The following is a 24584-nucleotide window of genomic DNA, read 5'->3' as shown; positions in this document are numbered from 1 at the left end:
GAAATCTCAACTCCGATCCGCGAAAGTCCGGCCTTCACGCGCCGCCCGCATTGTTCCGGCGCCCCGACACGGAGTTCGCCACGCATGCTTTCGGACGCAGCGCTCAAGGTCACGGTTCTCGGCCTCGGCTACATCGGGCTTCCGACTGCCGCCGTCATTGCCCGATCCGGTGCCCAGGTGCTCGGCATCGACGTGAATGCAGAGGTGGTCGAGACCGTGAACTCGGGCAAGGTTCACATCGAGGAGATCGATCTCGACGGCCTGGTCTCCGGCGTCGTCGCGCGCGGCAATCTCCGTGCGTCGCTGCAGATCGAGCCGGCCGACGTGTTCGTGATCGCGGTGCCGACCCCCTTCGGCGAGAATCACGCACCCGATGTCGGCTATGTGCTGAAGGCCGCCACCAGCATCGCCACGGTGCTGAAGGCCGGCGACGTGGTCGTTCTCGAATCGACGTCTCCGGTCGGCACCACCGAGGAGGTGGCGGCGCTGCTCGCCAAGCTCCGCCCCGATCTGAAGGTGCCCGGCCACTGCACCGGGAGCGCCGATATCGCCGTCGCCTACTGCCCCGAACGCGTGCTTCCCGGACGCATCCTGGTCGAGCTTATCGACAACGACCGCGTGATCGGCGGCGTTACGCCCCGCTGCGCGCGCAAGGCGCTGCAATTCTATCGCCGCTTTGTCCGCGGCGCCTGCGTTACCACTACGGCGCGCGCCGCGGAAATGACCAAGCTTACCGAAAACGCCTTCCGCGACGTCAATATCGCCTTCGCCAACGAACTGTCGATCGTGGCCGATGCGATGGGCATCGATGTTTGGGAAGTGATCCGGCTGGCCAATCGCCACCCGCGCGTCAACATCCTGTCGCCGGGCCCGGGAGTCGGCGGGCATTGCATCGCTGTCGACCCGTGGTTCCTGGTTCACAGCGCACCCGAGGCGACTCCGCTCATCCGCACCGCGCGCGAAGTGAACGACGGAAAGGTCGAGCATGCGATCGCCCGCGCCGATGCGATGATCGCGCAAGCGCCCGGCGCCCCGGTCGCTTGCCTAGGCCTCGCGTTCAAGGCGAACATCGACGATTTCCGCGAAAGCCCGGCGCTGAAGGTCGCAGCCACCCTCGCCCGGCGGCACGGCGAGCGAATCCGGATTGTCGAGCCCTATGCCGCCGCCCTGCCCCCGGCGTTCGAGGGCACGGGCGCCCGGCTGACCGACATCGACACCGCACTGGAGAGCTGTCCGGTGCTGATCGTCCTGGTGGACCACGACGTATTCAAGTCGATCCCGCTCGAAGAGCGCACCGACAAGCGTGTCTATGACACGCGCGGCATCTGGCCCGATCAGCCCGAACCCGCTCCGGCGGCCGGAGCGCTGCGGCTCGCCGGCTGACCCTCAATCGCGAACGAGCAGCGATTGCCAGTCGCCGTCGAGCGGGCGGTCCCTGGCTTCGAGGATCGGCGGCCGCACCGGACGCGTCGAGATCGCGGCGACTCGCATCGCTTCCTGGCGCACGGTCGCCACCCGGTCGCGCCAGCTCGGGTGCGTACGGCTGCGCAGGATTCCGCCGGCGTGCCGCGGCCCGAAGTGGCTCCAGAAGCGGACCATGGTGTCCGCGCCATAGCCTGCATTCACGAGCAACGAGACCGCGAGCAAATCCGCCTCGACTTCGGTTTGGCGGAAATACTTCACATTCCCTCCGAAGCCGGAGAGCAGCCCCCAACTCACGCCGCGCGCTTCGAGCCGTACGCGGTGGCGCAGGATGTTATGCGACAATTCGTGCGCGACCGTCGCTGCGACGAACTCTTCGGGGAAATCTTCCAGATAGCGCGAGCTCAGCTGGACCATCGTTCCGTCGGCGGACGCGTTGAGATCGTCCGCCAGACGCAGCTCGAACCGCGAACGGCAGCGCGGCACCGGTAGGATCGTTGCGCGGATCGGGACCCCGTCCCGCAGCGCTTCGACTTCGACCGGCGCTTCCGGTGGAAGCTCGGCAAGCGCCAATTGAACTTGGACGAGCCGTTCGGTGCTGTTCGGACGTCCGCTCGTCCCGGCGATCACCACCGGCCCGATCCGGACCAGCGAGTCGTCCGCCTGAAGCCCGGCCGCCTCGGCTGGGCTTCCAGGGACCACGGCTTCGATCGCCAGATCGGTTGCAAAGCCGAAATGCGCTTCCGCCCGGCTGCGCATCGCACCATCATACAGGTCGAGGCTATGGAGCTGCAGCCCCGTCCCCGGCTCGAGCTGTTCGCAAAGCTCGGCATTGGCAGTGGCGATCCTGTAACCGATCCTGGCGAGCTGGAGATCGGCGGCACGGATCGCTTCGAAGGTTTCAGCAGTGCCGACTTCCTGTTGGGCAGCCGCTGCCACCGGCAGCATCGCAGCGCAAAGGGCAAGGAACATCGTCGCGAAGAAGTGGCAGCGGGGCCGCCGCCGCTTGAAGGGATTCGTCATGCCTCCAATATCTCCGCAGAACAGCGGCAGGGGAAGAGCCGAGGCAGTGCCGACCCGCGGCAGCTTGCCCGCCACGATGAACCCAGTCTATCCGCAAGGCAGAAGCATCCGGTAAAACCATGATAGCCAAGTTATTCTCGAAGCGCCGCGTCCGGCAGCCGGACGCGACGCTGCCGCAAGGCCAGCGCGTCTATGCCGTGGGCGACATCCACGGGCGCTGCGATCTGCTCGACATGCTGCTCGATCAAATCGCCCGCGACGATGCGGAACGCGGCGATGCTGAAACCATGCTCATCTTCCTGGGTGACCTGATCGACCGCGGCCCCGAATCTGCGCAGGTCGTCGAGCGTCTCCGGCAGCTCGCCGAGACGCGGCCAGCTCAAAGCACGCGCTTTCTGCTCGGGAACCACGAAGAAGTTTTTCTTGCCGCTCTCGCGGGGAGCGTGAAGGCGCTCAAATTCTTCAATCGGATCGGAGGCCGCGAGACGATCCTGAGCTACGGCGTTCCCGAGGCGCTGTACCGGAATGCGGACTATGAAGAGTTGCTCGAAGAGCTGCAGGCGAAAGTGCCCGCGGAGCACATTCGCTTCCTGCAGGGATTCGAGGATCTGATCCTGGCCGGTGACTATGTCTTCGTGCATGCCGGGATACGGCCCGGAACGCCTCTGACGCACCAGCGTGTTAGCGACCTTCGCTGGATTCGCGAGGAATTCATGGGCTTCACCGGAGCTCACGAGAAAATCGTGGTGCACGGCCACACGATCACGGACGAGGTCGACGTCCAAGCTTGGCGGATCGGCCTCGACACCGGCGCATTCGCGTCCGGCAAGCTCAGCGGCATGGGGTTCGAGGGCAACCAGCGGTGGCTGCTGCAGGCTGACAGCGTCACCGTTTCTTAACCGGAATCGGACAACAGGCTGCGCAGTCCAAACGGGCTCGTCTTCCGGGACTGCTCCCCTGGCAGGCGGATGAAAATGGAGCTATCGAGCAATTCGCTCGATAGCAGTGTTGCGAACAGGCAACGGCGGCCATCCGACCGTTGCGGGGGGCTTTTTCTCCGGTTGCGTTCACGAAGTCCCTATGTCATTGGGTGCGTGAAAGAGAACACCGGAGCTCTTAGAGGGAGATTACGAATGCGGTTGGCAAAGTTCCTCACGGCCGTAGCGGCAGCCTCGATGGCAACCGCTCCTGCGATCGCGGCGCCGGCGTCGGTGCTGTCGCTCGCGCAGTCGGACGTTCGCGCGTCGACCGATGGCGAAAATGAAAGCGATGTCGCGCCGGCAATCATCGTCGGCGTCCTCGCCGTCGCTGCGGTCATCGGCGGCGTTGTCGCGGTTGTCGACGGCGACGACGAACCCGACAGCCCGTAATCGACGCACACTCGATTGCAGAGTTCGGAAGCAGCGGTCGAAAGGCCGCTGCTTTTTTCGTGCGTGGTACAGTTCATACCCTGGTGGACTGGCGGATCGCGGCTCAGCTTCCCTCCGCGGGTCGTTTCCCAGCCATTGGGGTGGAGCAGAACCGCGGCGCTGCGCCACTACGGTACAGGCTAGCGCCCGACCCGATCTCCTGCTTCCGGACTCGCTTTCAGAATTGCGATACGCCTAGCCAGGCGAGCTCGCGTCCCCCATCTCAGACTGGCTCAAAGCAGCCAGGCGCGTAGGACCAGCGCGACCACGCCCAGCACTGCGATGCTCGCCGCCCAGATCGCCACCATCCAGGCCAGACGCTTCCACAGCGGAGCCGGGGCGGCCTCGTTGCTCAATGATAGCCCTCGGTGCCAACCTTGCCGCGGAACACCCAATAGGCCCAGCCCGTATAGGCGAGGATCACCGGGATCAGAACGCCTGCTCCCACCAGCATGAACCATTGGCTGGTCGCCGGCGCCGCCGCGTCCCAGATGGTGACGGCATTGGGCACCACGAACGGAAAGATGCTGATTCCCAGCCCCACGAAGCTCAGCAGGAACAGCCCGAGCGCGAGCAGGAACGGCATGACCTCCGCCCGCCTGCGCAGCGCGCGCCAGAACAGCACCGCGAAAATTCCTACCAGTAGCGGCACCTGCGCCGTCAGCAGCACTCCGGGGAAATCGAACCAGCGATCGACATAGCCCCGCCCCAGCGAAAGTGTCACCAGGCTCACCAGCGCGATCGCGGCGAGCGTGATCGCCCCGAACCGTCCCGCGAGACGATAGGCATGGTCCTGGCACCGCCCCTCGGTCTTCCAGATCAGCCAGCAGGCGCCGAGCAGGGCATAGCCCGCCACGAGGCTGACCCCGGTCAGCAGACTGAACGGAGTGAGCCAGTCGAGCCAGCCGCCCCCATAGGCGCGACCACTCACGGTGATGCCCTGCAGCAGTGCGCCCAGCGCGATGCCTTGGGCAAGCGTGGCGACGACCGAGCCGGTCGTGAACGCTCGATCCCACCATTTGCGGTGAGCGGGATCGCGCCAGCGAAACTCGAATGCTACTCCGCGGAAAACCAGCGCCAGCAGCATTGCGATAATCAGCGGGTAAAGCGCCGGCATCAGGATCGCATAGGCCAGCGGGAAAGCGGCAAAGAGCCCCCCGCCGCCCAGAACCAGCCAAGTCTCGTTCCCGTCCCACACGGGTGCAATCGAATTCATCGCCTGGTCGCGCTCGATACCGGGATCGAACACCGGAAAAAGGATGCCGATACCGAGATCGAACCCATCCATCACGATATAGGCGAAGACGGCGAAGGCGATCAGGAACGCCCAGACGGTGGCCAGGTCGCTGTCCACACTCATTGCTCGCGCTCCCCTTCCGGCTGTTGCGCCGGCCCGGGCGTGATGCCGGCAGTGCGGATCGGCGCGTCGTCCTCGAGTTTCGGCTCGTGCGGTTGCGCGCCCTTGGCCATCAACCGCAGGATATACCAGGTCCCAAAGCCGAACACTGCGAAATAGACGACCACGAATGCGACGAGCGACGTGCCGACCGCCGAGGCATCGAGCGGCGACACGCTGTCTGCGGTTCGCAGATGGCCGTATACGGTATAGGGCTGACGGCCGACTTCGGTCGTGATCCAGCCGGCGATCACCGCGACGAACCCTGCCGGGCCCATCGCCAGCGCGAACCGATGCAGCAGCGTCCATTCGTAGAGCTTGCCCCTCACGCGCGCGGCCAGGCTGAACATGCCGAGTGCCAGCATCAACATTCCCAATCCCACCATGACACGGAACGACCAGAAGACGATCGGAACCGGCGGCTCTTCCGAATCCGGAACCGTGTCCAGCCCGGCAAGCGGCGCATCCGGATCATGTTTCAGGATCAGCGACGATAGCTTGGGGATCTCGATCGCGGCATCGACTCGCTTCTCCGCCTCGTTCGGGATGCCGAAGAGGATCAGCGGTGCGCCGTCCGGATGGCTGTCGTAATGGCCTTCCATGGCCATCACCTTCGCGGGCTGATGCTCCAGCGTGTTGAGGCCGTGGAGATCGCCGACCACGATCTGCAGCGGCGCCACGATCGCCGCCATCCACATCGCCATCGAGAACATGATCCGGGCGTGCGGCTCGGTGCGGTCGCGCAACAGGTGCCACGCGCCGACGGCGCCGATCGCGAGCGACGTAGTAAGATAGGCGGCAGTGACGGTGTGGACCAGACGGTAGGGAAAGCTGGGATTGAAGATGATCTCCAGCCAGCCCGCGGCGGGCACGAACTGGCCGACGTCGTTGATGGCGAAGCCGGTCGGCGTGTGCATCCAACTGTTGACCGACAGGATCCAGAATGCCGAGATGAAGGTGCCGAGCGCGACCATGCACGTCGCCGCGAAGTGCAGCCCCTTTCCGACGCGCTCCATGCCGAACAGCATGACGCCCAGGAATCCAGCCTCGAGGAAGAAGGCAGTGAGCACTTCATACGCCATCAGCGGCCCGATCACTGGCCCCGCTCTGTCCGAGAAGACCGACCAGTTGGTTCCGAACTGGTACGACATGACGATCCCGGAGACGACTCCCATTGCGAAGGCGATCGCGAAGATCTTCACCCAGAAGCGAAACAGGTCGAGATAAACCTCGCGCCCCGTGCGCAGCCACAAGGCCTCGAGCACCATGAGGTAGCTCGCCAGACCAATCGAAAAGGCTGGAAAGATGAAGTGAAAGCTGACGGTGAAGGCGAACTGGATGCGCGCCAGCACCAAGGCGTCGAAGGCTTCGAACATGTCCCTGCTCCCGCTGACGCTTCCTGCGCCTGCCGAAGTGTGAGTTCAACCCCCTCGCGGTCGCATGTTGTGCATCAGCAGTTGCACTTTGCGCCGATCGCCGGTTCCGAACGGCGGCCAGCTGACCACCGTGGCCACCAAGCCAGCACTCGTGCGCCTAGAATAGCGGCATGCCGTGTTTCTTCCAGAACGTCCGCAGGCTCGCGAGATGCCAGCGGCCCGCCCGCGAGAGCGGGCCCGAGGCAGAGTCGCGCTGGTGATCGTGGATCAGGCGCATTCCCGGAACCGCCAGGATCTTCCAGCCGTGCGCCTGCAAGCGGAGGCAAAGGTCGACGTCCTCCATGTACATGAAATAGTCCCTGTCCATTCCGCCGACCTGATCGAACGCCGCCTTGCGGACGATGAAGCCGGTGCCGATCACCCAATCCGGCGTGAAGGCTTTGCCGGCCTCCCACTCCCGCTTCATCAGATGCCGCTCGTTGCGCCCGCGTGCGACCCCGGTCTGACCCAGAAAGGATCGGCGGATCAGAATGTCGAGCGCGGTGTAGAAGCGGCGTCCCGAATATTGGCGCGTTCCGTCCGGGTAGAAGAGATCCATTCCGATGACGGCGAGTGCCGGGTCCGCTTCGAACAGCGCGGGCGCCCGAAGTACTGCACTGTCCTCGAAATAGGTGTCGGGGTTGAGGCACAGCATGTAGTCGGTCTTCACATGGCGTGCAGCCGCATTCAGCCCGGCGCCATAGCCGCCATTCTCCGCCGACTCGACGACGACACACTGAGGCAGCGCGTCCGCAAGCCGCGCATAGTCGCCCGACTGGTTATCGAGAACGATCACATGTTCGGGTCGGCAGACGCCGCGCTCCAGGATCGATCCGACACAACGGATCGTCATCTCCGCCGAACGATAATTGACGATGACCGCGGAGAGTTCTGAAGCCATGCCAGCTCCTGATCTTGGATTGGTTGCGCGGCGCGCCGGATCAATCGACGGTGACGCTGCCGATGATGACCGGAGCGCCCCCGAAGACGCTCGTGGAGTTCAAGCGCAACGTCTGAACCGGGCAATTTTCCGGAACCGTGACTTCGATGCGCGACAAGCGATCCTGCGTGCCGCGCGTATAGCGGCGAACCAGCGGAGTCTCGGAAGCGGCGCACAACAGCTGCCACTCTGCCGGAAGCGTTCCGCCCGATCCTTCCAGAACCTCGCTGCGGATCACATGCGTTCCCGGGGCGAGGCCTAGCGACTGCGAAAGCAATACGGAGCCTGGATTCGAACCGGGGGTCACGCGCAGAACCGTCCGATCCCCTCGCGTCTCGAACGCAACCGAGCGACCGGCACCGTTGTTCACATTCCACTCGAACCGGCTGACCGGGGCGCCTGGAGCACGGCTCGCGACGTGCTCGAAGCGAGGATCGAACGGCACGTCGGATCGGGCCGAAACATCGATATCCGACGAGCGCATCCAGAACGCGCGGGCGCGCTCGAAGTCGCCCGTTTGCAGGACGCGTTCGATATAGCGCAATCGTTCGGATGGCCTGGGCGGCGACGACGTCGCGGCCATCCGTTCGAACACATCCTCCATCCCGTCGAACACGGCGGGATCGAGCGAAGCCTGGACGTCGTTGAAGAAGGCTTCACGCCAGCTGGGTTCCTGGGCGAGGCGCTCCACGAATGCGATTCGTGATACTTCGTCGACCAGAGCAGCCATCAGCAGCGGACGAGTGACCTCGCCCTGCACCTGCCGGCGCGCGAGTGCATCGACGATCTCGAGTACGCCTTCTACGTCCTCGCGCTCGGCCGCATCGCGCAAGCCCCAGAGCAGCGTCGGCGTGTCGCGCCATCCCAGCCGGAGCGCCTGGCGCATGATCGGAGTAGCACTGCGGTCTTCCAGCATCTCGCGGGCGAGGCCGACGACGCGCACCGCCCGCACATTGAGTGGATCATGGGTCGCCGCGACAAGACCGATCCGGGCCGCTCCGGCAGGGTCTCCGAGGCGCAGCCTCAGCTCCGCCAACCGCGCGCCGGCATCGGGAAAACGGGCCGGGTCGACATCCCGTAGCATGGCGATCTCGCGCTCTTCCTCCGCGTAATTCGCCATGCCGTTGGCGACGACCGCCGGCAGGAGGAAGGCGCCGACGAGGCCTGCGATGCCGATCCGCACCACCGCCGCCGGAGACACTTTGGTCGATCCGAACTTCATCGGCACGCGCTACTCCGGCTTCTCGTCTTTGCTGTAGTTGTACAGATAGCCGTATTCGCTAGTATAACCGAGCGCTCGCGCATCGAACTTCGACAGCAGGACGCCAAGGACGCGCCCGCGCGCCTGGAGGATCCGCTGGAGGGCGTCCTTCGCCCGGCGGCCCGCAACCTTGTTTGCCTCCACCACGAAAATCGTGCTGTCGATCTTGGACGCCAGGGCGGGCGCATCCGCCAGCCCCAGAACCGGGGGGGCATCGACGATGACGATCTCGAATTCCGCCTTCAGCTTGGCGATGAGATCGTCGATCAACGGCCCGGAGATCAGCTCCGCAGGATTGACCGGTATCGGACCGGCGGGAATGAAGGACAGGTTCGGCACTTCCGACCTGACGACGACCTGGTCGATCGTGCTCTGGCTCGTAAGAAGGTTCACGAGACCCTTCTTGTTCGAAACGTTGAACTTCTTGTGCTGGGAAGGCCGGCGCATGTCTGCGTCGATCAGTACGACGCTGTGGCCGATCTGTGCGAAGCTCCGCGCGATCGCATAGGAGCTCGTCGACTTGCCCTCGGCGGGCCCCGCACTGGTGAAGAGGAGCGAACGCGGCGGCCCAGAAGGCGTGGCGAGCAGCAGCGTACTGCGCAGCGCCGCATAGGCTTCGGAGAGTTCGGACTTCTTGTCGCCGAGCTCCTCCTGCGGATCCTGGCCGCTCCGCAGGTTCGGCACGAGACCGGCGAGAGGCATGCCGAGCTTGCGCTCGACATCGTCGCCCGAGCGGATCGCGTCATCGAAATGCTCGCGCAGGGCGACGAAGCCGACACCGCAGAGCAACCCGAGCACGATCGATGCGGCAAGGTTCACCATCGGACGCGGCGAAACAGGCGCGATCGACGGCTGGGCACGATCTACGATCGACACATTGTTCGCCGCCAGGCCCGCCGCTGCGCTCACTTCCTTATACCGCTGCAGGAAGCTGTCGTACTGGGCGCGGTTCGTATCCACTTCGCGACGCAGGATGTTGTAGCGAACCGAGCGATCCTGCTCGCCCAGAGCGGTCGATTTCAGGCTGTCGAGTTCGTTCTGAAGCGCACCCTCCTGGCTCGCCGCTACCTGGTAACGCTGACGGATGCCGTCCCGGATGCTGCTCGCGAGCCGGTTGATCTGTTCGTTCAGTGCATCGATCTGTGCGCGCAGCTGCACCATTACCGGGAAATCGGCACGGTACCGTTCGGCGTTGTTCTCATACTCCGCCTGCAGTCGCGCCCGCTCCTGAACCAGCGTCTGGATCGCGGGGCTCGCCAGCACCTCAGGCAGGCTCATCAGCGGCGTCGACGAGGCCTGGCGCCAGCGCTGCTCGGCTGCGAGCCGCTCCGAAATCGCCTGCGAATAGGCCTGGTTGATCTGAACGAGACTGGACACGGTGAGCGAGCGCGAGCCTTGTGCGTCCTGTCCGCCGGCGCTCGTATCGAGGAGCCCGGTCGAACGGGCATAGTCGATCAACGCACGCTCGGATTCTTCCAGCTTCTGCCGTGTCTCGGCAAGCTGCTCCTCCAGGAACTGCCGCGCATATGCGGAAGTGTTGAACTTGCGCTGCAGATTACTGATGATGAAGTTGTCGGCAAAAGCATTTGCCACGCGCGCGGAAAGCTGGCGATCGGGGCTGAGGAACGTGACCTCGGCGACACTGGATTCGACGGGCAGATCGGTCCGCAGATTGTCCTGCAGCGCATCGATCACCTGTTCCTGCCGCGCCTGCCCCATGTCGTACGGCCCCTGCGGCCCTTCCGCCGGAACCATGTTCATCTGCTCGAGGAACGGCACCGGGTTCTGAAGAAATCCGAGATTCTCCGCCACCCGCTGCGCAAGCGACCGGCTCTCCAGCACGTCGATCTGGGTCTGGAGGAAACGATCATTGCCTTGCGCAGACCCTGCCTGCTCGATTTCGCTGTTTTCGCCGAGAATCTTCGCGGCTTGAAGATCGATCTGGATCGTCGCGGTCGAACTGAAGATCGGCGTCGCCAGGAAGGTCGCGGTCACGCCGAGCGCGACGGCAACCGCGACGATCGCCGCGACGAAAAAACGGTGGCGATAAACGGCCGCCCAGAGGGCACGCAAATCGATCCGCACGGTATCATCCCTCGGAAACGCATCATGGTCTTCCGTTTCGGGATGGCGAGCAGGACCGAGATTACCCATGTTGTTCATCAACTATGACTCTGGTGGACGGCATCAATGAGGAAACGTGGCGCTATTACAGCGCGAGCGGGACGAATACAGCGAACACCGGCGCCGTTGTCAGGAAGTCCTGCCACGCAGCCCGAATCGCGGAATTGCCGACGATGACATAGTCGCCGCCCTCGATGGCAGGATCGGGTGCCTGGCCCGCCCGGATGGCCGCGAGATCGAACAGGGCGCCATGGCGCTGTCCGTCGATGTTGCGAAAGATCGCCACCCGCTCGATCGCCGCGGTTCGGCTCGCGCCGCGGGCCATGGCGACCGTCTCGAGGAGTGTGGTCTCACCCTCCATCTCGTAGACGCCCGCCTGGTTGACGGCCCCGTCCACCGTCACGCGCTGCGAGCGCGACGACACGATGATGACCGACACGCGCGGATCGACCAGGTAATTGCCGAGCTTCTGCTGAAGCGCGTTGGCGAATTCGACCGACGTCAGCCCTGCAGCCTGTACGCGGCCGACGAGCGGCATCACGATGCCGCCACCGACCTCGACCGGAGCCTCTGTGACCGAAAGCTCCGGCTCCTGATAGACCGTGATCGTAAGCTTGTCCTGAACGCTGATCTCATACTCCGGCCGCGGCGAATTCGGCGCGCGGGCAGGAATGACCTCATAGGCGCTCTGGCCAGCCGGAAGATTGGCACGAGGCGCCGCGCAGCCCGTCACTAGGACAGCGCAAGCACTTGCCAACATTAAACTGCGCAACTTGTGACTCCCGGGGAACAAAATGTCTCTTGCAGACGGTTCAGGAGGATCGCTTACAACGACCTGTTGCGGCGCACCAGCGTTAACTGCCGGAGCGACTACCACGCGCGCCTCGTGCGAGGCGGTCGCTCTGGCCTGACAGAGACCACGACTGCAAGCGAGAGCGCGAACAGTGCAGCAAGCGACGAAGTGCGCAGGGGATAGTCGAGAACAGAGTGGGCGAGCAGAAAGAGCGGCGGCATTGCGCCCGCCAGCACGAACGGAAAGGCAGAACGCCCCCATGCTCCGCGCAGGCGGATGAATACGGCGGCAACGAACCAGGCCAGGAAAAGGCCGACCAGCACGATTCCGGCAAGGCCCGCCTCGAGCGCGATTTCGAGGTAATCCGAGTGCGCGTGATTGGTATAGGTCCGGTCCACCACGGCCAGCGCCTCCTGGCTCTGGAATACGGCGACGAACGTTCCCAGTCCGGAACCCACAGGGAAATAGACGCCAATCGCACGCAGTACGTCGGGCCAGAAGGAATAGCGTCCCTCCGCAGTAGCGTCGAACCGCGCGACGGAGTCCGCCACTACGGAGCTCTCCGCGACCAGCCAGGCCATTAGGCCGCACAGGACGATACCTGCAGCCACCAGGGCCAGCCCGGTACGCTTGGACAGGCCGCGCGGCGCCAGGATCCACGCCGCGACGACAAAAGCGACCGGCAGGAGAGCGATCCCGGCACGCGACATGCAGCCGAATACGGCGATCGAGATTACCGCAATCGCCCCGACCGCAAGGATTCGAGCCGGCAATTTCGTGCGGTCCACAAGGTCGTGACTCAGTGCGGCAATGATGGGCACTGCTGAAACCAGGAACAGCGCATTGTGATTCTTGTTCGCGAAGATGCCTTGCCCCTGCCCCGTGTGCGCCGTTTCGAAAAACGTGAGCGAAACGATGCCCTGCACCTGCATCATCGTCAGAAGCGCATCGAGGAGCGCCAATCCGGCATATCCGTACAAGAGATACACCAGCTGCTGCCGCTCGAGATGCAGGCCGGCGACGAACATCGCCACCGGTGGGATCAGGAACAGCGCCGCCGACCATGTCTGCGCCGGATCAAGGCTAAGCGGAAACGCACGGTCCTCGGCGCCCAGTGCTCCCATGATATCGGCGGCAAGGGCACGGCCCGGCAGCGCCTGCCACATTCCCGGCGGGAGCGGAACGAGCTGTACTGCTACCAGCAGAAGCATCAGCAGAACGATCAGCATCGCTGAAAGCGTCAGCCGATCGGTGCGCGCGTGCCACCCGCGCGCGACGAACCACATCAGCGCGACCACGCCGCCCGCTTCGACGATCATCTGCGCACGCGGGAAGCGGTCGCTACCACCTCCCAGCAGCAGCGCGAGGGCGAACAGCCCTGCTGCGACGGCGAAATCCCCCCGCCTCAGCTTCTCCTGCATGTTACCTTTCCCCAGACCGCGGTCGCCGCTAAGTGGCTCCTGTCGCACAGTTGCCGAAGGTTGGCAAACCGCCGCAGTGCGCCGTTCGGAAGCATCATACCGCGAGAATATCATGACCGAAACCAGCGCTACCGGCCAGCGGCGGAACGGCCACATGGGGCGGCTTTGGTTCATCGGCCCTTTTCCGCCGCCATTACACGGGCAATCGAATTTCAACGTCGCGATGGAGGCGTATCTCGCCGCGCGAGCATCGCTCGTGCGGCAGCCAACCGGCAGCGGGCTCGTCGGCAACTTGATCCACACGCTGCACATTGTGATCCGGATTCTCTTCTTTGCCCGCCGCGGAGACCGCGCCTATCTCTCCTTGCCGGGTCAGGCGGGCGCCTGGCTGTTCGCACCCATCGTGGCGGCACTGCGCCTGCGCCGCGTGCCGCATTTCATTCACCATCACTCCTTCCGCCCGCTCAATCGCTTTCCCTCCCGCCCACTGCAGCTGCTGGTCGCCCTGGGTGGAGCGTCGCAGGTCCACATCGTTCTTTCCCGACGCATGGCCACGCTGCTCAACGAGCGATATCTCGAAGGGCGCCGAACTGGCGGCGTCCGGACACTGTCGAATGCCTACCTCTTCGGGCCGCTACTGCAATGCGAGCGGCGCCCGGCCCGTGCACCTACTCTCGGTCACATGAGCGTGCTCACTCGGGAGAAAGGAGTTTTCTATCTCCTCGAGCTGTTTGAGCGACTGCGGAGGCACGCTCCGGAGTTTCGCCTCGTCCTAGCCGGCCCCACCGCCGATCCCGAGCTGATGGCCGCGCTCGAGGGGATGGCGGCGCGGCATCCGAGCCATTTCGAATATCGCGGCGCAGTTTCGGGCGAAGAGAAGGAGCGCTTCTATCGGGACATTGATATCTTTGCGTTGCCGACGACGCTTGTCGACGAAGCCGAGCCGCTCGTACTTCTTGAAGCGTACGGGCGTGGAATCGACGCGGTCGCGTCGCTGACGGGCTGTATCGCGGATCGGCTACGCACTCCGTCACACGCCCTTTCGCTTGATCCGGAAAGCGATTGCCAGGCACTGCTCCAGCTGGCGAACCGCGGAGATTGGGAGCAGGTCCGAACCGCGTGCGTCACCCACGCCCGAGCGATCCACGAAATGTCGCGGGAAGAAGCAGAGGAACTCTTTCCCGAGCTGCTGCACGAGATTGCATCCCCCCGTGCGGTGTGACAGAGCCACAGTGGCGCCGGATGCGCGAATCAGAGCAATTCCATGAACATCTTCGTCATTCTCTTTGCGCTATATATCTTGGCACCCAAAATCGATCTTATTGCGCTGTTCGGATCGGGGATCCGGCTGGAAGATTTCATCAGCCTGGTAGCGGCCGCTCTGTATTTCATTCAAAAGCGCCGTCATCCCATTCCGTTTCCGAAGTTTGTCAGACTCTATCTTCTCTTCGTTGGCGTGAGCTATCTTTCCGCAGCGTATAATTACGGCGATACCGGCTTTGCTGGCTTCCTGTTTGCCACGCGGCTGCTTCAGTACATGATATGGTTCTTTATCATGTACGAAGCATGTTTTTCCGTTAGCAGAATCAATCTGCGACGTATCATCATGGGTGTTTCGGTTGTCTTTCTGCTGTGGGGCGGCCTCGAGTATTTCGGATTGATCGGTCGCGTCGGCAAGTTCACAGGTGCCGCAGAACGACTCACGATCAATACGTCAGGTCCGTTCGAAACTTCGGTAATGCTTGCGATCCTCGCCTATGCGGTCCCGAGTCTGCTGCTGACACCGTTCATGGCTGTGCTCGTTTTCCTCACGCAGGCGCGCATCACCCTGCTGGGGGTGGTCGTGAGTCTGGCGGCCGCGCGTCCGGTGCGGGCGGCGCTGATCGGGATTGTCGGAGGAACCTTGTTCTTCACCGTCGCCCAGCCGGTTTTCTCGGCTTTTGAGGAGTCGCGGCTGGCGCGTTCGGATTCGCCGCTCGAAATGGCGGAGTCGCTCGAATCCGCATGGGATCGCGTGCCCGTGATCCATGATCCGGCGGTTTTCCGCCACCGCTTCCTCAGCGGCAACAGCGCCGACTTGTTCCAGTTCGTCGCCGCGTCTGGCGACGATCTGAGCTTCCGCTATCGAGCGGTCCGATGGCCGATGGTCATCAAGGCAACGCTCTTCAATTCGGTCACGCATGTAGCGATCGGCTGGGGCCCCTCCGCCTGGGGGCCTGCGATTGACAGCTACTACGTCAGAACCTTGGGCGAAACCGGCCTGATCGGCCTTGGCCTCCTGGGGCTGTGGCTGTTCGCCTGCTACCGGGAGACACGAATACACAGTACCGCCAACTTCGCGGTAGTGACGATGATCGTCGTAGGCTTCTTCATCGACATTTTCACGTCCTCGAAAGCCATGCCGCTCCTGTGGGCGTTCCTGGCGCTGGAGTTCGCGCGCCATCCGTTCAGCATGCCGTTCGCGCGCCGACCTGTGTTCGGGTCCCGGGCGATCCGAAGGAGACCGATGCTTCCCGCCCCGGTCACGAGCGGCATGAGGCGGGGCTAAGCGAAGGCAGCTCCGAGCGCCGGGCGATCACACCCGCGCGCGCAGCCTCTATTCCCGCTCCAGGCTCCGCACCACCTTAGCCGGCGCGCCGAATGCGAGGCTGCGCGAAGGAATGGATCGCGTGACAATCGAACCGGCACCGATCACCGATCCTTCGCCGATCTCGACACCATCAAGGATGTTGACGTTGTTGCCCAGCCAGCAGCGGTCGCCGATCGCCACGCCGCGCCGGGAAACCGCACCAGTCACGAAACTGCCGTCCGCACCCGGCTCGTGCGCTTCGGCCGTGATCGTGAGGCCGGCGCCGATCTGAACGTCGTCGCCGATCGTCACCGGCCCACCGAGGCCGATGACCGCATTTGGTCCGATATAGCAGCGGGCGCCGATCTGCAGGCGCGCCGCCCGCGCGTTCAGCCCGCTGCGGCCCTGGATCCACGCCCGCTCACGGATTGTCGATCGCGGGCCGATCACGATGCCGCCCTCTGCCGAACAGTCGACATAGCTGAACCCGCCGATCGCGACACCTCGCGCATTGCGCAACCGCCCGCTCTGAACGAACTGGATGTGCGGCCCCAGCAGAAGACCACGCGGCGCCCGCAGCCGGACGACGCTCCACAAGGCCCCCCTGACGAACGGTACGCCGCCCTTTGCCAGCAAGTAAGTCAGATCGCTCGCCTCGATCGCATAATCGCGACCGGTCACTTTCTGGATCACCTTTGCCAGAAGCATGTTCAGTACCCGTCCTTCCTGCGCCTGCCATCCGTGGCGCCGCGCTGCCCGCGCCTGGAGGCTGCGATCACATCGAGATATTGGGCATGGAGTCGATCGAAGAAGCGGTCAGCTCCATAACGCACGCGCGCGCGCTCGAGCCCCGCCGTTCCCATCGTATGAGCCAGATCGAGGTCCCCGCCGAGGCGCCACAATGCGCTGGCGAAGTCCCCAATTTCTCCCGGTTCGATCAGAAAACCGTCGATCGAATCGCGCACGGTCTCCGTCATCCCGCCGATGTTCGACGCCACTACGGGCACAGACCGCATATGCGCCTCCGCGGCCGTTAGCCCGAACGCTTCAGGCCACAGCGATGGCACCAGCACGACGAATGCCGCATCGATCTCGCGCAGCAGCGCGTCACCAGTCAAAGGGCCTCGAAAATACAGGTTGGGGAGCGCTGCTGCCTGGTGCTGCACCTCCTGCTGCATGCTCCCCGTTCCCGCGATGACGAAGCGGAGGCCGGGCAACCGCCGGGCCAGTGCGATCACCTCCCCGACGCCCTTGTACGGCTCCAGCCGGCCGAAGAAGAGAACATGCTCCTGAGCACCCCGGCCCCTCTCGCGCGGAGGCATGGCGATCGGATTGGACAGAGTGACCAGCCGCTCCGCATCCATTCCCATTTCGATCAGAAGGGCACGCTGGAAATCGCTGATCGTGAAGAAGCGCTCGACGTCGCGCTTGTGGCCCATGACATCCGAAAGCCACATCTCCGCCGCGTTCCACGCCGATTTCGCGAGCGAGCCGCCGGCACAGCGGTGACGGATCACATGCGAATAGCGCCGATCTCTGCATTGGAAACAGAGATGGCCCGCCCGGAACATCGTGGAAACGGGACAGACGGCACGATATTCATGCAAGGTCTGCACGATCGGAATCCCGCGCTTGCGGATCACAGGCAGGATGGCCGACGTCAGTCGTTTGAAATAGCTGTGCAGGTGCACCAGATCGACCTGCTCATCGTCCAACAGCCGTTCCATCGCCTTTGCGGCATTCCGGGAATAGAGCGTCCGGAGAAGGTCGCGCGCCGATCCGCCTTCCGTCCGAGGCGCGGTCGGAAAGTAGCGCGCGAATGGCGTATCGCGGTTCTGCGGGTCGTCCGCTGCGAACGGGATCACGTCGATGCCGCGCTCACGCAGGATCCGCTCCTGCTCGAACATCACCACGTCCATCCCGCCGGCGACGAAATAATTCTGGCTGACGTTCAGGATTCGCATGCCACCCGCACGATTGAACTGCTGCCTCCGAGGCGTTGTCGCCGCATCGCCTTAGTTGCCGGTACCCTGCATCAGCAATGCCACAATTGCCGGATCCCGCATTCTCTGTCCCGACGCTTCCCTTTTGCCGAGCCCGTGGCTACCACGCCGCGCATAGAATGGTTGGCCCGCGGCGACCGTTCGACTGCCGTGAAGCGCGTGATCGACCGATCCTACGCTTTCACTTGAAAGGACATGGAATCAGGATGACGAAGCGTGCGTTGGTCACCGGCATCACAGGCCAGGATGGGGCGTATCTGGCGCAGCTGCTGCTCGATAAGGGGTATGATGTGCATGGCGCCGTGCGCCGCTCCTCGCACGGCGGCGTCGCCGATCACCGCCTCAAGTGGCTCGGCATCCTTGACCGAGTGAAGCTGCACGACGCGGACCTTCTCGATCCCTCGTCCCTCCTGCGGACAATTGCCGCGGTCCAGCCTGACGAAGTCTATAATCTGGCAGCGCAATCGTTCGTCGCGACCTCCTGGCAACAGCCGATTCTCACCAGCCAGGTGACTGCCCTTGGTGTAACCAACGTTCTCGAGGCCGTTCGAACGATCAAGCCGGACGCCCGTTTCTATCAGGCATCTTCCTCCGAAATGTACGGACTCATCCAGCATCCGGAACAGTCGGAGACGACGCCCTTCTATCCGCGTTCGCCCTATGCCGTGGCCAAGCTCTACGGCCATTGGATCACCGTGAACTATCGCGAAAGCTTCGGGCTCCACGCATCGTCAGGCATTCTGTTCAACCACGAGAGCCCGCTGCGCGGCACCGAATTCGTGACGCGTAAGGTCACCGACGCGGTTGCGCGGATCAAACTGGGGCTCGCACGCGAGCTGCGGTTGGGGAACATCGATGCGAAGCGCGATTGGGGCCATGCGCGCGACTATGTCGAAGCGATGTGGCTGATGCTGCAACAGGACCAGGGCGACGATTACGTCATCGCAACCGGCCGGACGACGAGCGTGCGGGAGATGTGCGAAATCGCTTTCCGGCATGTGGAGCTTTCGATGGAGGACCATCTGGTCATCGATCCCGATCTCTTCCGTCCGGCCGAGGTCGACGTGCTGCTCGGCGACCCGTCCAAGGCGCGCGAGAAGCTCGGCTGGACGCCGAAAACCTCGCTCGAGGAGATGATTCGGGAGATGGTCGACGCCGATCTGGAGCGTCTACGCGACCGCGGCCACCGCGGCTGAAGCGGACGTGAGGACGGTCCTGCCATATGCCTCGGTTCTCTGCACGGGAGCCGAGGGATTCGTCGGGCAGCGACTTGTCCACATCCTGCGGCAGAGCCTGCCGGAGCAGGCGCGCTTGACCTTGGCCGCGCACCACCTGCCCGATGGCGCGGGTTCCGAGTGGCTGGCGCTCGACATCACCGACGCCTCGTCGGTTCGTGCGGCAATGGAAAGCGCACGGCCCGATCTGGTGGTCCATCTCGCCGCTCAGTCTTCGGTGGGGGCGACGGCGCGGGCGGGTCCGGCGGCGTGGGCAGTCAATCACCTCGGCAGCTTCAATATCGCTGCCGCGATCGGTGCCGTCGCTCCGCAGGCCTGTCTCTTCTTTCCCAGCAGCGCGGAGGTCTATGGCCGAACCTTCAATCGCGAGGTTGCCACCGAAGCGTCCGACCTGCGGCCGATGTCGATCTATGCACGCACGAAGGCGGCAGCGGAGGCGATGCTGGCCGATGTGTTGCCGGACACCGCACGACTGATCGTCACGCGCCCCTCGAATCACAGCGGCCCCGGCCAGGACAGTCGCTTCGTCCTCCCCGCCTTTGCCGAGCAGATTGCCCAGATCGAGGCGGGGCTTGCGCCGCCGGTCGTGCGGGTCGGCAATCTGGACGCCGAGCGTGACTTCCTGCACCTCGAAGACGTGCTGGAAGCCTATCTCGCGCTGCTCGCTGCCGAGAAACTGCCGGCGCGCGCCACGTTCAACATCGCATCGGGAACAGTGGTTCGCATCGGCGATCTGCTGGACCGGCTCGTTGCGCTCAGCCGGGTCCCGGTCTCCATCGAACGCGATCCGGCGCGGGCGCGCCCGAGCGATATCGCGCGTGCGGCGCTCAGCGCCGACGCGTTGCGATCGACGATCGGTTGGGCTCCGTCACGCGACATCGACACGATCGTGGCCGACGTGCTCGCGGATCAGAGAGCCCGCATCCCCGAAGCCTGAGTCACGGACCCTCGGCTTCAGGCGCCGACCAGCCGCTCGAACTCAGCTTCATACTGCTCGGCAGCGCGCTGCCACGAGAAGCGCTCCGCATTGCGCAGTCCCGCAGCGCGCAACGTTTTCCGCAGCAACGGATCGTCCGCGAGCCTGGCCAGGATCCCTGCCAGCTCGGTGACATTTTCCGGGTCGAACGCGATGCCGCCCCCGCCTCCGACTTCGCCCGTCGACGAACGATCCGAATAGACGGTGCAGCATTCCAAGCGCTGCGCCTCGATCAGCGGCAGGCCGAACCCTTCGTAGAGCGAGGGGACGCAAAGGCAGAGCGCGAAGCGGTATAGTGTTGCGAGTTCAGCATCGGAGATGCCCGTGCGACGCACCAGCCGATCCGCCAGCCCCGCCTCGGAAAGCCGTGTCGCGAAGATCCCGTGCGGGTCTGCGCCGACGTGCACCAACCGAAGCCATGGCCGCTCGGCCGCGATCTGGACGAAAGCATCCGCGAGCGCACCGAAATTCTTGTTCACGCCCGCGTTGGAAACCGCGAGAACATAGCTTTCGGGCTCAAGACCCGGCGGCGGCGCATCGCCGGGCGCAGCCGTGGTCGTCGAATCCGGATAGATGGTGCTCAGTCTTCCGTCGAGCCGGGGAAAGAACTTGCGCGCATCCTCCTCGGTCGCCTTCGAATCGCACACGATCGAGTCGCTGCGTGACAGCGTCAGTCCGAACACGATTTCTGAACGCAGTCGCTGCTTCGGCGTGAAGAGCTGCGGCAATGCCTTGAAATAAAGGTCGTGCAGAATCGTGAGCCGCTTGCGTCCGCCGGCAGCAGTCCCCAGCGGATCGACGTTCACCACGAGGTCGTACCGGCTCGCCGGAAAGCGAACCGGCGCGACAAGCGTGCTCTTGATCGTCTCGGTGAGATAGCCGCGCACCGGCGGGATGGTCGTCACACGCTCCAATCCCTCAATTCCGCGCTCTAGAAGCTGCTCGCGGCTGAACTGCCCCCGGAAGTCATAGGCGAAGCGATTGGAGCGAACGAGATGGCGAAGCAGCTCTAGACCCAGGCGCCCGACGCCGGACGGGCTGGTTGGCTGACTCGGCATGTTGAACAGCACGCGCGGCACCCGTCCTTGCCGTTCGGTTCGATCGGTCATGAATCGCGCTCGACGGGAGGAAGACACTCAGGCGCGATATGGAGCCAGTTCGACGCCCGCTTCCAGCCAATCCGCAGGTATCGGACAAGCAAACGGTGCGGAAGCATCGCCGCTTCCGAAATGCCGATTTCCGACAGGACGGCCTTTTCGTCGAACATGTCCCCGATCAGGAGCCGATAGTCGTGCGCCAGCAGGATCGCCTGTTGCCGGGAGAGCAGGCGCAGATGCTTGCGCCGCCTCCCGGAGACCTCGAGTCGATCGATGGTGCTGCTGCGCAGGTGATAGCTGTCCTGAACGATGCGTTTCGCGACAGCGGGATTCATGGTGGCGTTATCCGCGAAGCGGTATCGAGCGAGCGGGACGCCGATCTGGCGAATGCCGTGCGCGGCCCAGAACCGGAAATTGAAACGATAGTCCGCAATCGGCCCCGCCCCCTCTTCAAACCCGCCACATGCGATCGCCAGGTCGCGGCGCACGATCGCGCCGAGCAGGCCAGCGACCGGATTGCTCGCCATCATCTCCGCCGCGTCCAGATCGCGCTCGGCCGCGCGGTACCGTCCTGGAATCAGCAGTGCCGCCTCAAGCTCGTCCAGCAAGCGGCCGAGCGGATTCCTGCGCTCCGGAGCAGAGGGACGCTCGTAAAAAATCTCGCGGATGGACGCGATCATCCTGTCCTGCCCAAGATATGGACTCATCACCGAAAGCCAGTTCGGCAACAGGAGGTCGTCGTCGTTGAGGATCGTCACCCATTCCCCGCGCGCGAGCTCCAGACCACGATTCCAGTTGCCGAACATCCCGAAATTCTCGGCATTGCGATAGAGGTGCACCCGCGGGTCATCGATCGAACGGACCACCGCGTCGACTTGCGCCGCAATGGCGGGATCCTGCTCATTGTCCACGACGACCACCTCAAGCGGCAGATCGCTGTCCTGCCCGAGCGCAGACAGGATGGAGTCTCCCAGCAATTTGGGCCGGCGGTACGTCGGCACGACGATCGAAACGAACGGCGGACGTGGACGCCTGTCGCCGAGGACATGCGCGGTCGGCACGTCCCGAAAGCCGCCAAGCCGCATCCGTGGCAAAGCCTCACTCGCACTCATTCTTTCAGCCGTCCCCGCTTTGCCACCACCTGCGCATAGATCTCCGCATACGCACGCGCGATTTCCCCCCAGTCGCAACGGGCCGCCTCGCGCAAAGCCGCAGCCCTAAGCCGCTTCCGCTCCGCTGGCTGCGCGAGCAGTTCGCTCGCACGACGGATTGCTTCGTCCGGAGTAGGTGCGGCGACGGTGCAGGCACGAAGCCACTCTGGCGCCTCGGCGCCATGCGGCGTCAGCGCAATCGTCCCGTTCACCAGTGCCGCGAGCAGCGAGCTGCGCTTCGGCGAAGCGCCGTCGGGAAAGGGCAGATAGGCGAACTCGGCTATCGCTAGCCGCTGGGCCACCTGCTCCGCCTCCGCGTTCAGCACGACCTCGACCCCGAGCTCCCGCAGGCGAGCGATCTTCTCGCGCCCATACTCCTGCGCAGCATGCGGCACGCTTCCGATAAGCACAGGTTCGATGGCACTTCCGGCTGCCTTCATCTGCTCGGCCGCCGCGACAAACTCCTCCACTCCTCGGTTTGGGCAGATCTGACCGAAATAGGCGAGCTGAAGCTGGCGCGGCAACGGCGCACGTGCGGCGGGGATGTTCGAGCCGATTGCGATCACGTGCGACCTGCGACGCACCCAGAAGTACGAGGACGCGAATGCATCGCGCTCCTGCTCGCCGGAAAACACTAGTGCGTCACTCAGCAGGAACGGCCAGAAGCTGACGCCCCGCGGCAGAATGCCGAGCCGCCGCGTCGGACGGAGGAGCGCACGATATTCGTGCAGCGTCGTCACGCGGGGAAGGCTTCGCAGCCGCATCGTCAGCCACGCCGGAACCCGGCTGTTCCGATATCCCAGCGTCGGATACTGCACATGCACCACGTCCGGCGACGTGCGTTCGATCGCGCGGGCGATGCCTTCCCGTGCACTCCATGACCAATCGGTCTCGACGATGCGCGCGACTTCCAGCCCACGCTGCTCGAGCCGAGCACTCAGCGTCTCCGAATAGTCGCCGACGCCGCAGCGTTCCGGCGGCCATGATCCGGAAACCATTGCGATTCTCATCCGCCGCCGCCGGTCATTCAGCCCGGACCTCTTTCCAGGCAGCAAGCGGCCAGCGCCAATTGTTGTAAGCGAGCTGGACCAGTCCCTGGCACGCGATCATGATGGCGATTCCTCCGCCGAGCCAGCCGGCAAGCGTGGTCAGGATGCCGACGCAAAGCCCGGAAATCAGCGCCGCCGGGACGAACGGAACTTCGTTGCGGGTCGTGATAAAGGAAGCGGCAGTGGAGTGAAACCCCTCCAGCATCAGCACCAGCGACAACAGCAGCAGCGTTCCGGTCGGCAGCAGTGCTGTGCGACTGCCGATCAAAATCAGCAGCCACGGCACGACCACGGCCGCTGCGACCGCGCCCAGAAGAAAAAGCAGGACGAACAGCCCCAGGTTGCGCGCCAGCAGCTGCCGCAGGCCAGCTCGATCGTGCCGAACGCGAAGCGCCACGATCTGCGGCGTGGTGATCAGCATCGGCAATTGAGCCACCGCACCGACCGCCATCAGCATCTGCAGGGAAAGAGCATAGGGGGCGGCTGCCGCGACGCCGATGAAGCTCGATATGGCGAAAAGCGTGTACCGATTGATCAGGAATGCCCCGATCGCCACGACTCCCATGCGGCTGGCGTTCGGCCAGATCGCCGCCAGCGTCGCTGCCCGTTCCCCGGCTGTCACCTTGATCCGACGTAGCGGCGCGGCAGCCGGCGCAATGAGGAATTGCGCGACAGCGCGTGACGCGATCTGTCCGGCGACCGCCGCCACGGCCAGCGCCACCAGACCACCCCCGGCCAGCAGCACAACGATTCCGACGATCGCATAGAGACCCCGATTGGCGATCAGGAACAGATAGTTCTGCTGGATCCGGCCGGTTCCCATCAACAGCGGCGTGATCCACTGAAACAGCAGGATCAGTGCGATGTTGATCGAGAAGATCACCCAGGCGAGCTGCACCATCGACTCAGCGACTCCGCCGTCCCGGGCGAGCATCGTCATGTATGGCAAACCGGCCGCCAGCAGCACGAACAGGATCACCGCTGCGATCCATCGATACAGCCGCTTCGCGGCGCCAAGCGCGGCCGCCAGGAGCTGCGCGTTCGGCGGGCGCGGCTCCAAGCCCGCGCTGCTGCCGAGCCCCTGTCGTTCCAGCCGTTCCGCCCCGGCCTGCCCAAGTGCGAATGCCCGGACGAGCGTTGGCTGAAACCCGAAGTCGCTGATGATCGCAAGACCTTGAGCGGCAACAAAGACGAACCACAACCCCACCTCGGCGGTGGAGAGCCGCGTTACCATGAATGGGATCAGCGCCAGCGCGGAGCCGAACTGCAGGAACTGGGCCACCAGCCCGAACGCCATGGC

The 24584-nt window shown here is 64.2% G+C and carries 22 protein-coding genes; 7 read left to right on the top strand and 15 right to left on the bottom strand.

Features of this window, described 5'->3' with window-relative positions; all coding sequences use genetic code 11:
- Positions 1-84 precede the first annotated feature (84 nt).
- Positions 85-1383: a UDP-N-acetyl-D-mannosamine dehydrogenase gene (gene wecC, locus ACQ450_RS15820; protein WP_431470002.1), complete on the top strand. Its 1299-nt coding sequence runs from the start codon at positions 85-87 to the stop codon at positions 1381-1383.
- A 3-nt stretch (positions 1384-1386) separates the two neighbouring features.
- On the opposite strand, the gene ACQ450_RS15815 is transcribed toward wecC, so the two are convergent.
- A complete protein-coding gene (locus ACQ450_RS15815) occupies positions 1387-2445 on the bottom strand; it encodes a M48 family metalloprotease (protein WP_431470001.1) in 1059 nt (352 codons plus the stop codon).
- 233 nt (positions 2446-2678) lie between these two features.
- On the opposite strand from ACQ450_RS15815, the gene ACQ450_RS15810 reads away from it, so the two are divergent.
- A complete protein-coding gene (locus ACQ450_RS15810; RefSeq protein ID WP_431470000.1) occupies positions 2679-3344 on the top strand; it encodes a metallophosphoesterase in 666 nt (221 codons plus the stop codon).
- Positions 3345-3578: 234 nt separating this feature from the next.
- A complete protein-coding gene (locus ACQ450_RS15805) occupies positions 3579-3815 on the top strand; it encodes a hypothetical protein (protein WP_431469999.1) in 237 nt (78 codons plus the stop codon).
- A gap of 272 nt (positions 3816-4087) precedes the next feature.
- Here ACQ450_RS15805 and ACQ450_RS15800 read toward each other — a convergent pair whose 3' ends face one another.
- From ACQ450_RS15800 to ACQ450_RS15765, 8 genes are all read right to left on the bottom strand, one after another.
- The gene (locus ACQ450_RS15800; RefSeq protein WP_431469998.1) at positions 4088-4210 is read right to left on the bottom strand and encodes a DUF2474 domain-containing protein; all 123 of its coding nucleotides are present in this window, start codon (positions 4208-4210) and stop codon (positions 4088-4090) included.
- Positions 4207-5214, bottom strand: a complete 1008-nt coding sequence (gene cydB / locus ACQ450_RS15795; protein WP_431469997.1) for a cytochrome d ubiquinol oxidase subunit II — start codon at positions 5212-5214, stop codon at positions 4207-4209. The genes ACQ450_RS15800 and cydB overlap by 4 nt, the downstream gene beginning before the upstream one ends.
- Positions 5211-6626, bottom strand: a complete 1416-nt coding sequence (locus ACQ450_RS15790; protein ID WP_431469996.1) for a cytochrome ubiquinol oxidase subunit I — start codon at positions 6624-6626, stop codon at positions 5211-5213. The genes cydB and ACQ450_RS15790 overlap by 4 nt, the downstream gene beginning before the upstream one ends.
- Before the next feature lie 157 nt (positions 6627-6783).
- The gene (locus ACQ450_RS15785) at positions 6784-7566 is read right to left on the bottom strand and encodes a glycosyltransferase family 2 protein (protein ID WP_431469995.1); all 783 of its coding nucleotides are present in this window, start codon (positions 7564-7566) and stop codon (positions 6784-6786) included.
- Between the two features lie 40 nt (positions 7567-7606).
- Positions 7607-8833: a hypothetical protein gene (locus ACQ450_RS15780; protein WP_431469994.1), complete on the bottom strand. Its 1227-nt coding sequence runs from the start codon at positions 8831-8833 to the stop codon at positions 7607-7609.
- A 3-nt stretch (positions 8834-8836) separates the two neighbouring features.
- A complete protein-coding gene (locus ACQ450_RS15775; protein WP_431469993.1) occupies positions 8837-10951 on the bottom strand; it encodes a GumC family protein in 2115 nt (704 codons plus the stop codon).
- Between the two features lie 124 nt (positions 10952-11075).
- Complete coding sequence (locus tag ACQ450_RS15770) at positions 11076-11723, bottom strand: polysaccharide biosynthesis/export family protein (protein WP_431469992.1); 648 nt, start codon at positions 11721-11723, stop codon at positions 11076-11078.
- 137 nt (positions 11724-11860) lie between these two features.
- Positions 11861-13081: an O-antigen ligase family protein gene (locus ACQ450_RS15765; protein ID WP_431469991.1), complete on the bottom strand. Its 1221-nt coding sequence runs from the start codon at positions 13079-13081 to the stop codon at positions 11861-11863.
- Between the two features lie 235 nt (positions 13082-13316).
- Between ACQ450_RS15765 and ACQ450_RS15760 the strand changes: the two genes are divergently transcribed.
- Both ACQ450_RS15760 and ACQ450_RS15755 read left to right on the top strand, forming a co-directional pair.
- Positions 13317-14426 (top strand): glycosyltransferase family 4 protein, encoded by a 1110-nt coding sequence (locus tag ACQ450_RS15760; protein ID WP_431469990.1) that lies wholly within the window; start codon positions 13317-13319, stop codon positions 14424-14426.
- Positions 14427-14468: 42 nt separating this feature from the next.
- Complete coding sequence (locus ACQ450_RS15755; RefSeq protein ID WP_431469989.1) at positions 14469-15752, top strand: hypothetical protein; 1284 nt, start codon at positions 14469-14471, stop codon at positions 15750-15752.
- 48 nt (positions 15753-15800) lie between these two features.
- Here ACQ450_RS15755 and ACQ450_RS15750 read toward each other — a convergent pair whose 3' ends face one another.
- Both ACQ450_RS15750 and ACQ450_RS15745 read right to left on the bottom strand, forming a co-directional pair.
- Positions 15801-16481: an acyltransferase gene (locus tag ACQ450_RS15750; protein WP_431469988.1), complete on the bottom strand. Its 681-nt coding sequence runs from the start codon at positions 16479-16481 to the stop codon at positions 15801-15803.
- A 2-nt stretch (positions 16482-16483) separates the two neighbouring features.
- Entirely contained in the window at positions 16484-17737 is a 1254-nt protein-coding gene (locus ACQ450_RS15745) for a glycosyltransferase (RefSeq protein ID WP_431469987.1), read from the bottom strand.
- 245 nt (positions 17738-17982) lie between these two features.
- Here ACQ450_RS15745 and gmd point away from each other — a divergent pair, with 245 nt between their 5' ends.
- On the top strand, positions 17983-18972 hold the full coding sequence (gene gmd / locus ACQ450_RS15740; protein WP_431469986.1) for a GDP-mannose 4,6-dehydratase: 990 nt from the start codon (positions 17983-17985) through the stop codon (positions 18970-18972).
- Positions 18973-18979: 7 nt separating this feature from the next.
- On the top strand, positions 18980-19948 hold the full coding sequence (locus ACQ450_RS15735) for a GDP-mannose 4,6-dehydratase (RefSeq protein ID WP_431469985.1): 969 nt from the start codon (positions 18980-18982) through the stop codon (positions 19946-19948).
- A 17-nt stretch (positions 19949-19965) separates the two neighbouring features.
- On the opposite strand, the gene ACQ450_RS15730 is transcribed toward ACQ450_RS15735, so the two are convergent.
- The 4 genes from ACQ450_RS15730 to wzx are packed head-to-tail and all read right to left on the bottom strand — an operon-like array spanning position 19966 to position 24581.
- Positions 19966-21096, bottom strand: coding sequence for a glycosyltransferase family 4 protein (locus ACQ450_RS15730; RefSeq protein WP_431469984.1), 1131 nt, complete (start codon positions 21094-21096; stop codon positions 19966-19968).
- Positions 21093-22169, bottom strand: a complete 1077-nt coding sequence (locus ACQ450_RS15725) for a glycosyltransferase family 2 protein (protein WP_431469983.1) — start codon at positions 22167-22169, stop codon at positions 21093-21095. Before ACQ450_RS15725 ends, ACQ450_RS15730 begins: the two co-directional genes overlap by 4 nt.
- 23 nt (positions 22170-22192) lie before the next feature.
- Complete coding sequence (locus ACQ450_RS15720) at positions 22193-23233, bottom strand: hypothetical protein (RefSeq protein ID WP_431469982.1); 1041 nt, start codon at positions 23231-23233, stop codon at positions 22193-22195.
- Between the two features lie 25 nt (positions 23234-23258).
- On the bottom strand, positions 23259-24581 hold the full coding sequence (gene wzx, locus ACQ450_RS15715) for an O-unit flippase-like protein (protein WP_431469981.1): 1323 nt from the start codon (positions 24579-24581) through the stop codon (positions 23259-23261).
- Positions 24582-24584: the final 3 nt, after the last annotated feature.

Origin of the sequence: Sphingosinithalassobacter sp. LHW66-3 (genome assembly GCF_050703275.1) — a bacterium.
In the GTDB taxonomy this organism is placed as follows: Bacteria; Pseudomonadota; Alphaproteobacteria; order Sphingomonadales; family Sphingomonadaceae; genus Sphingomonas.
The sequence above is the reverse complement of the archived record's forward strand: the minus strand, read 5'-3'. Positions and strand labels throughout refer to the sequence as shown.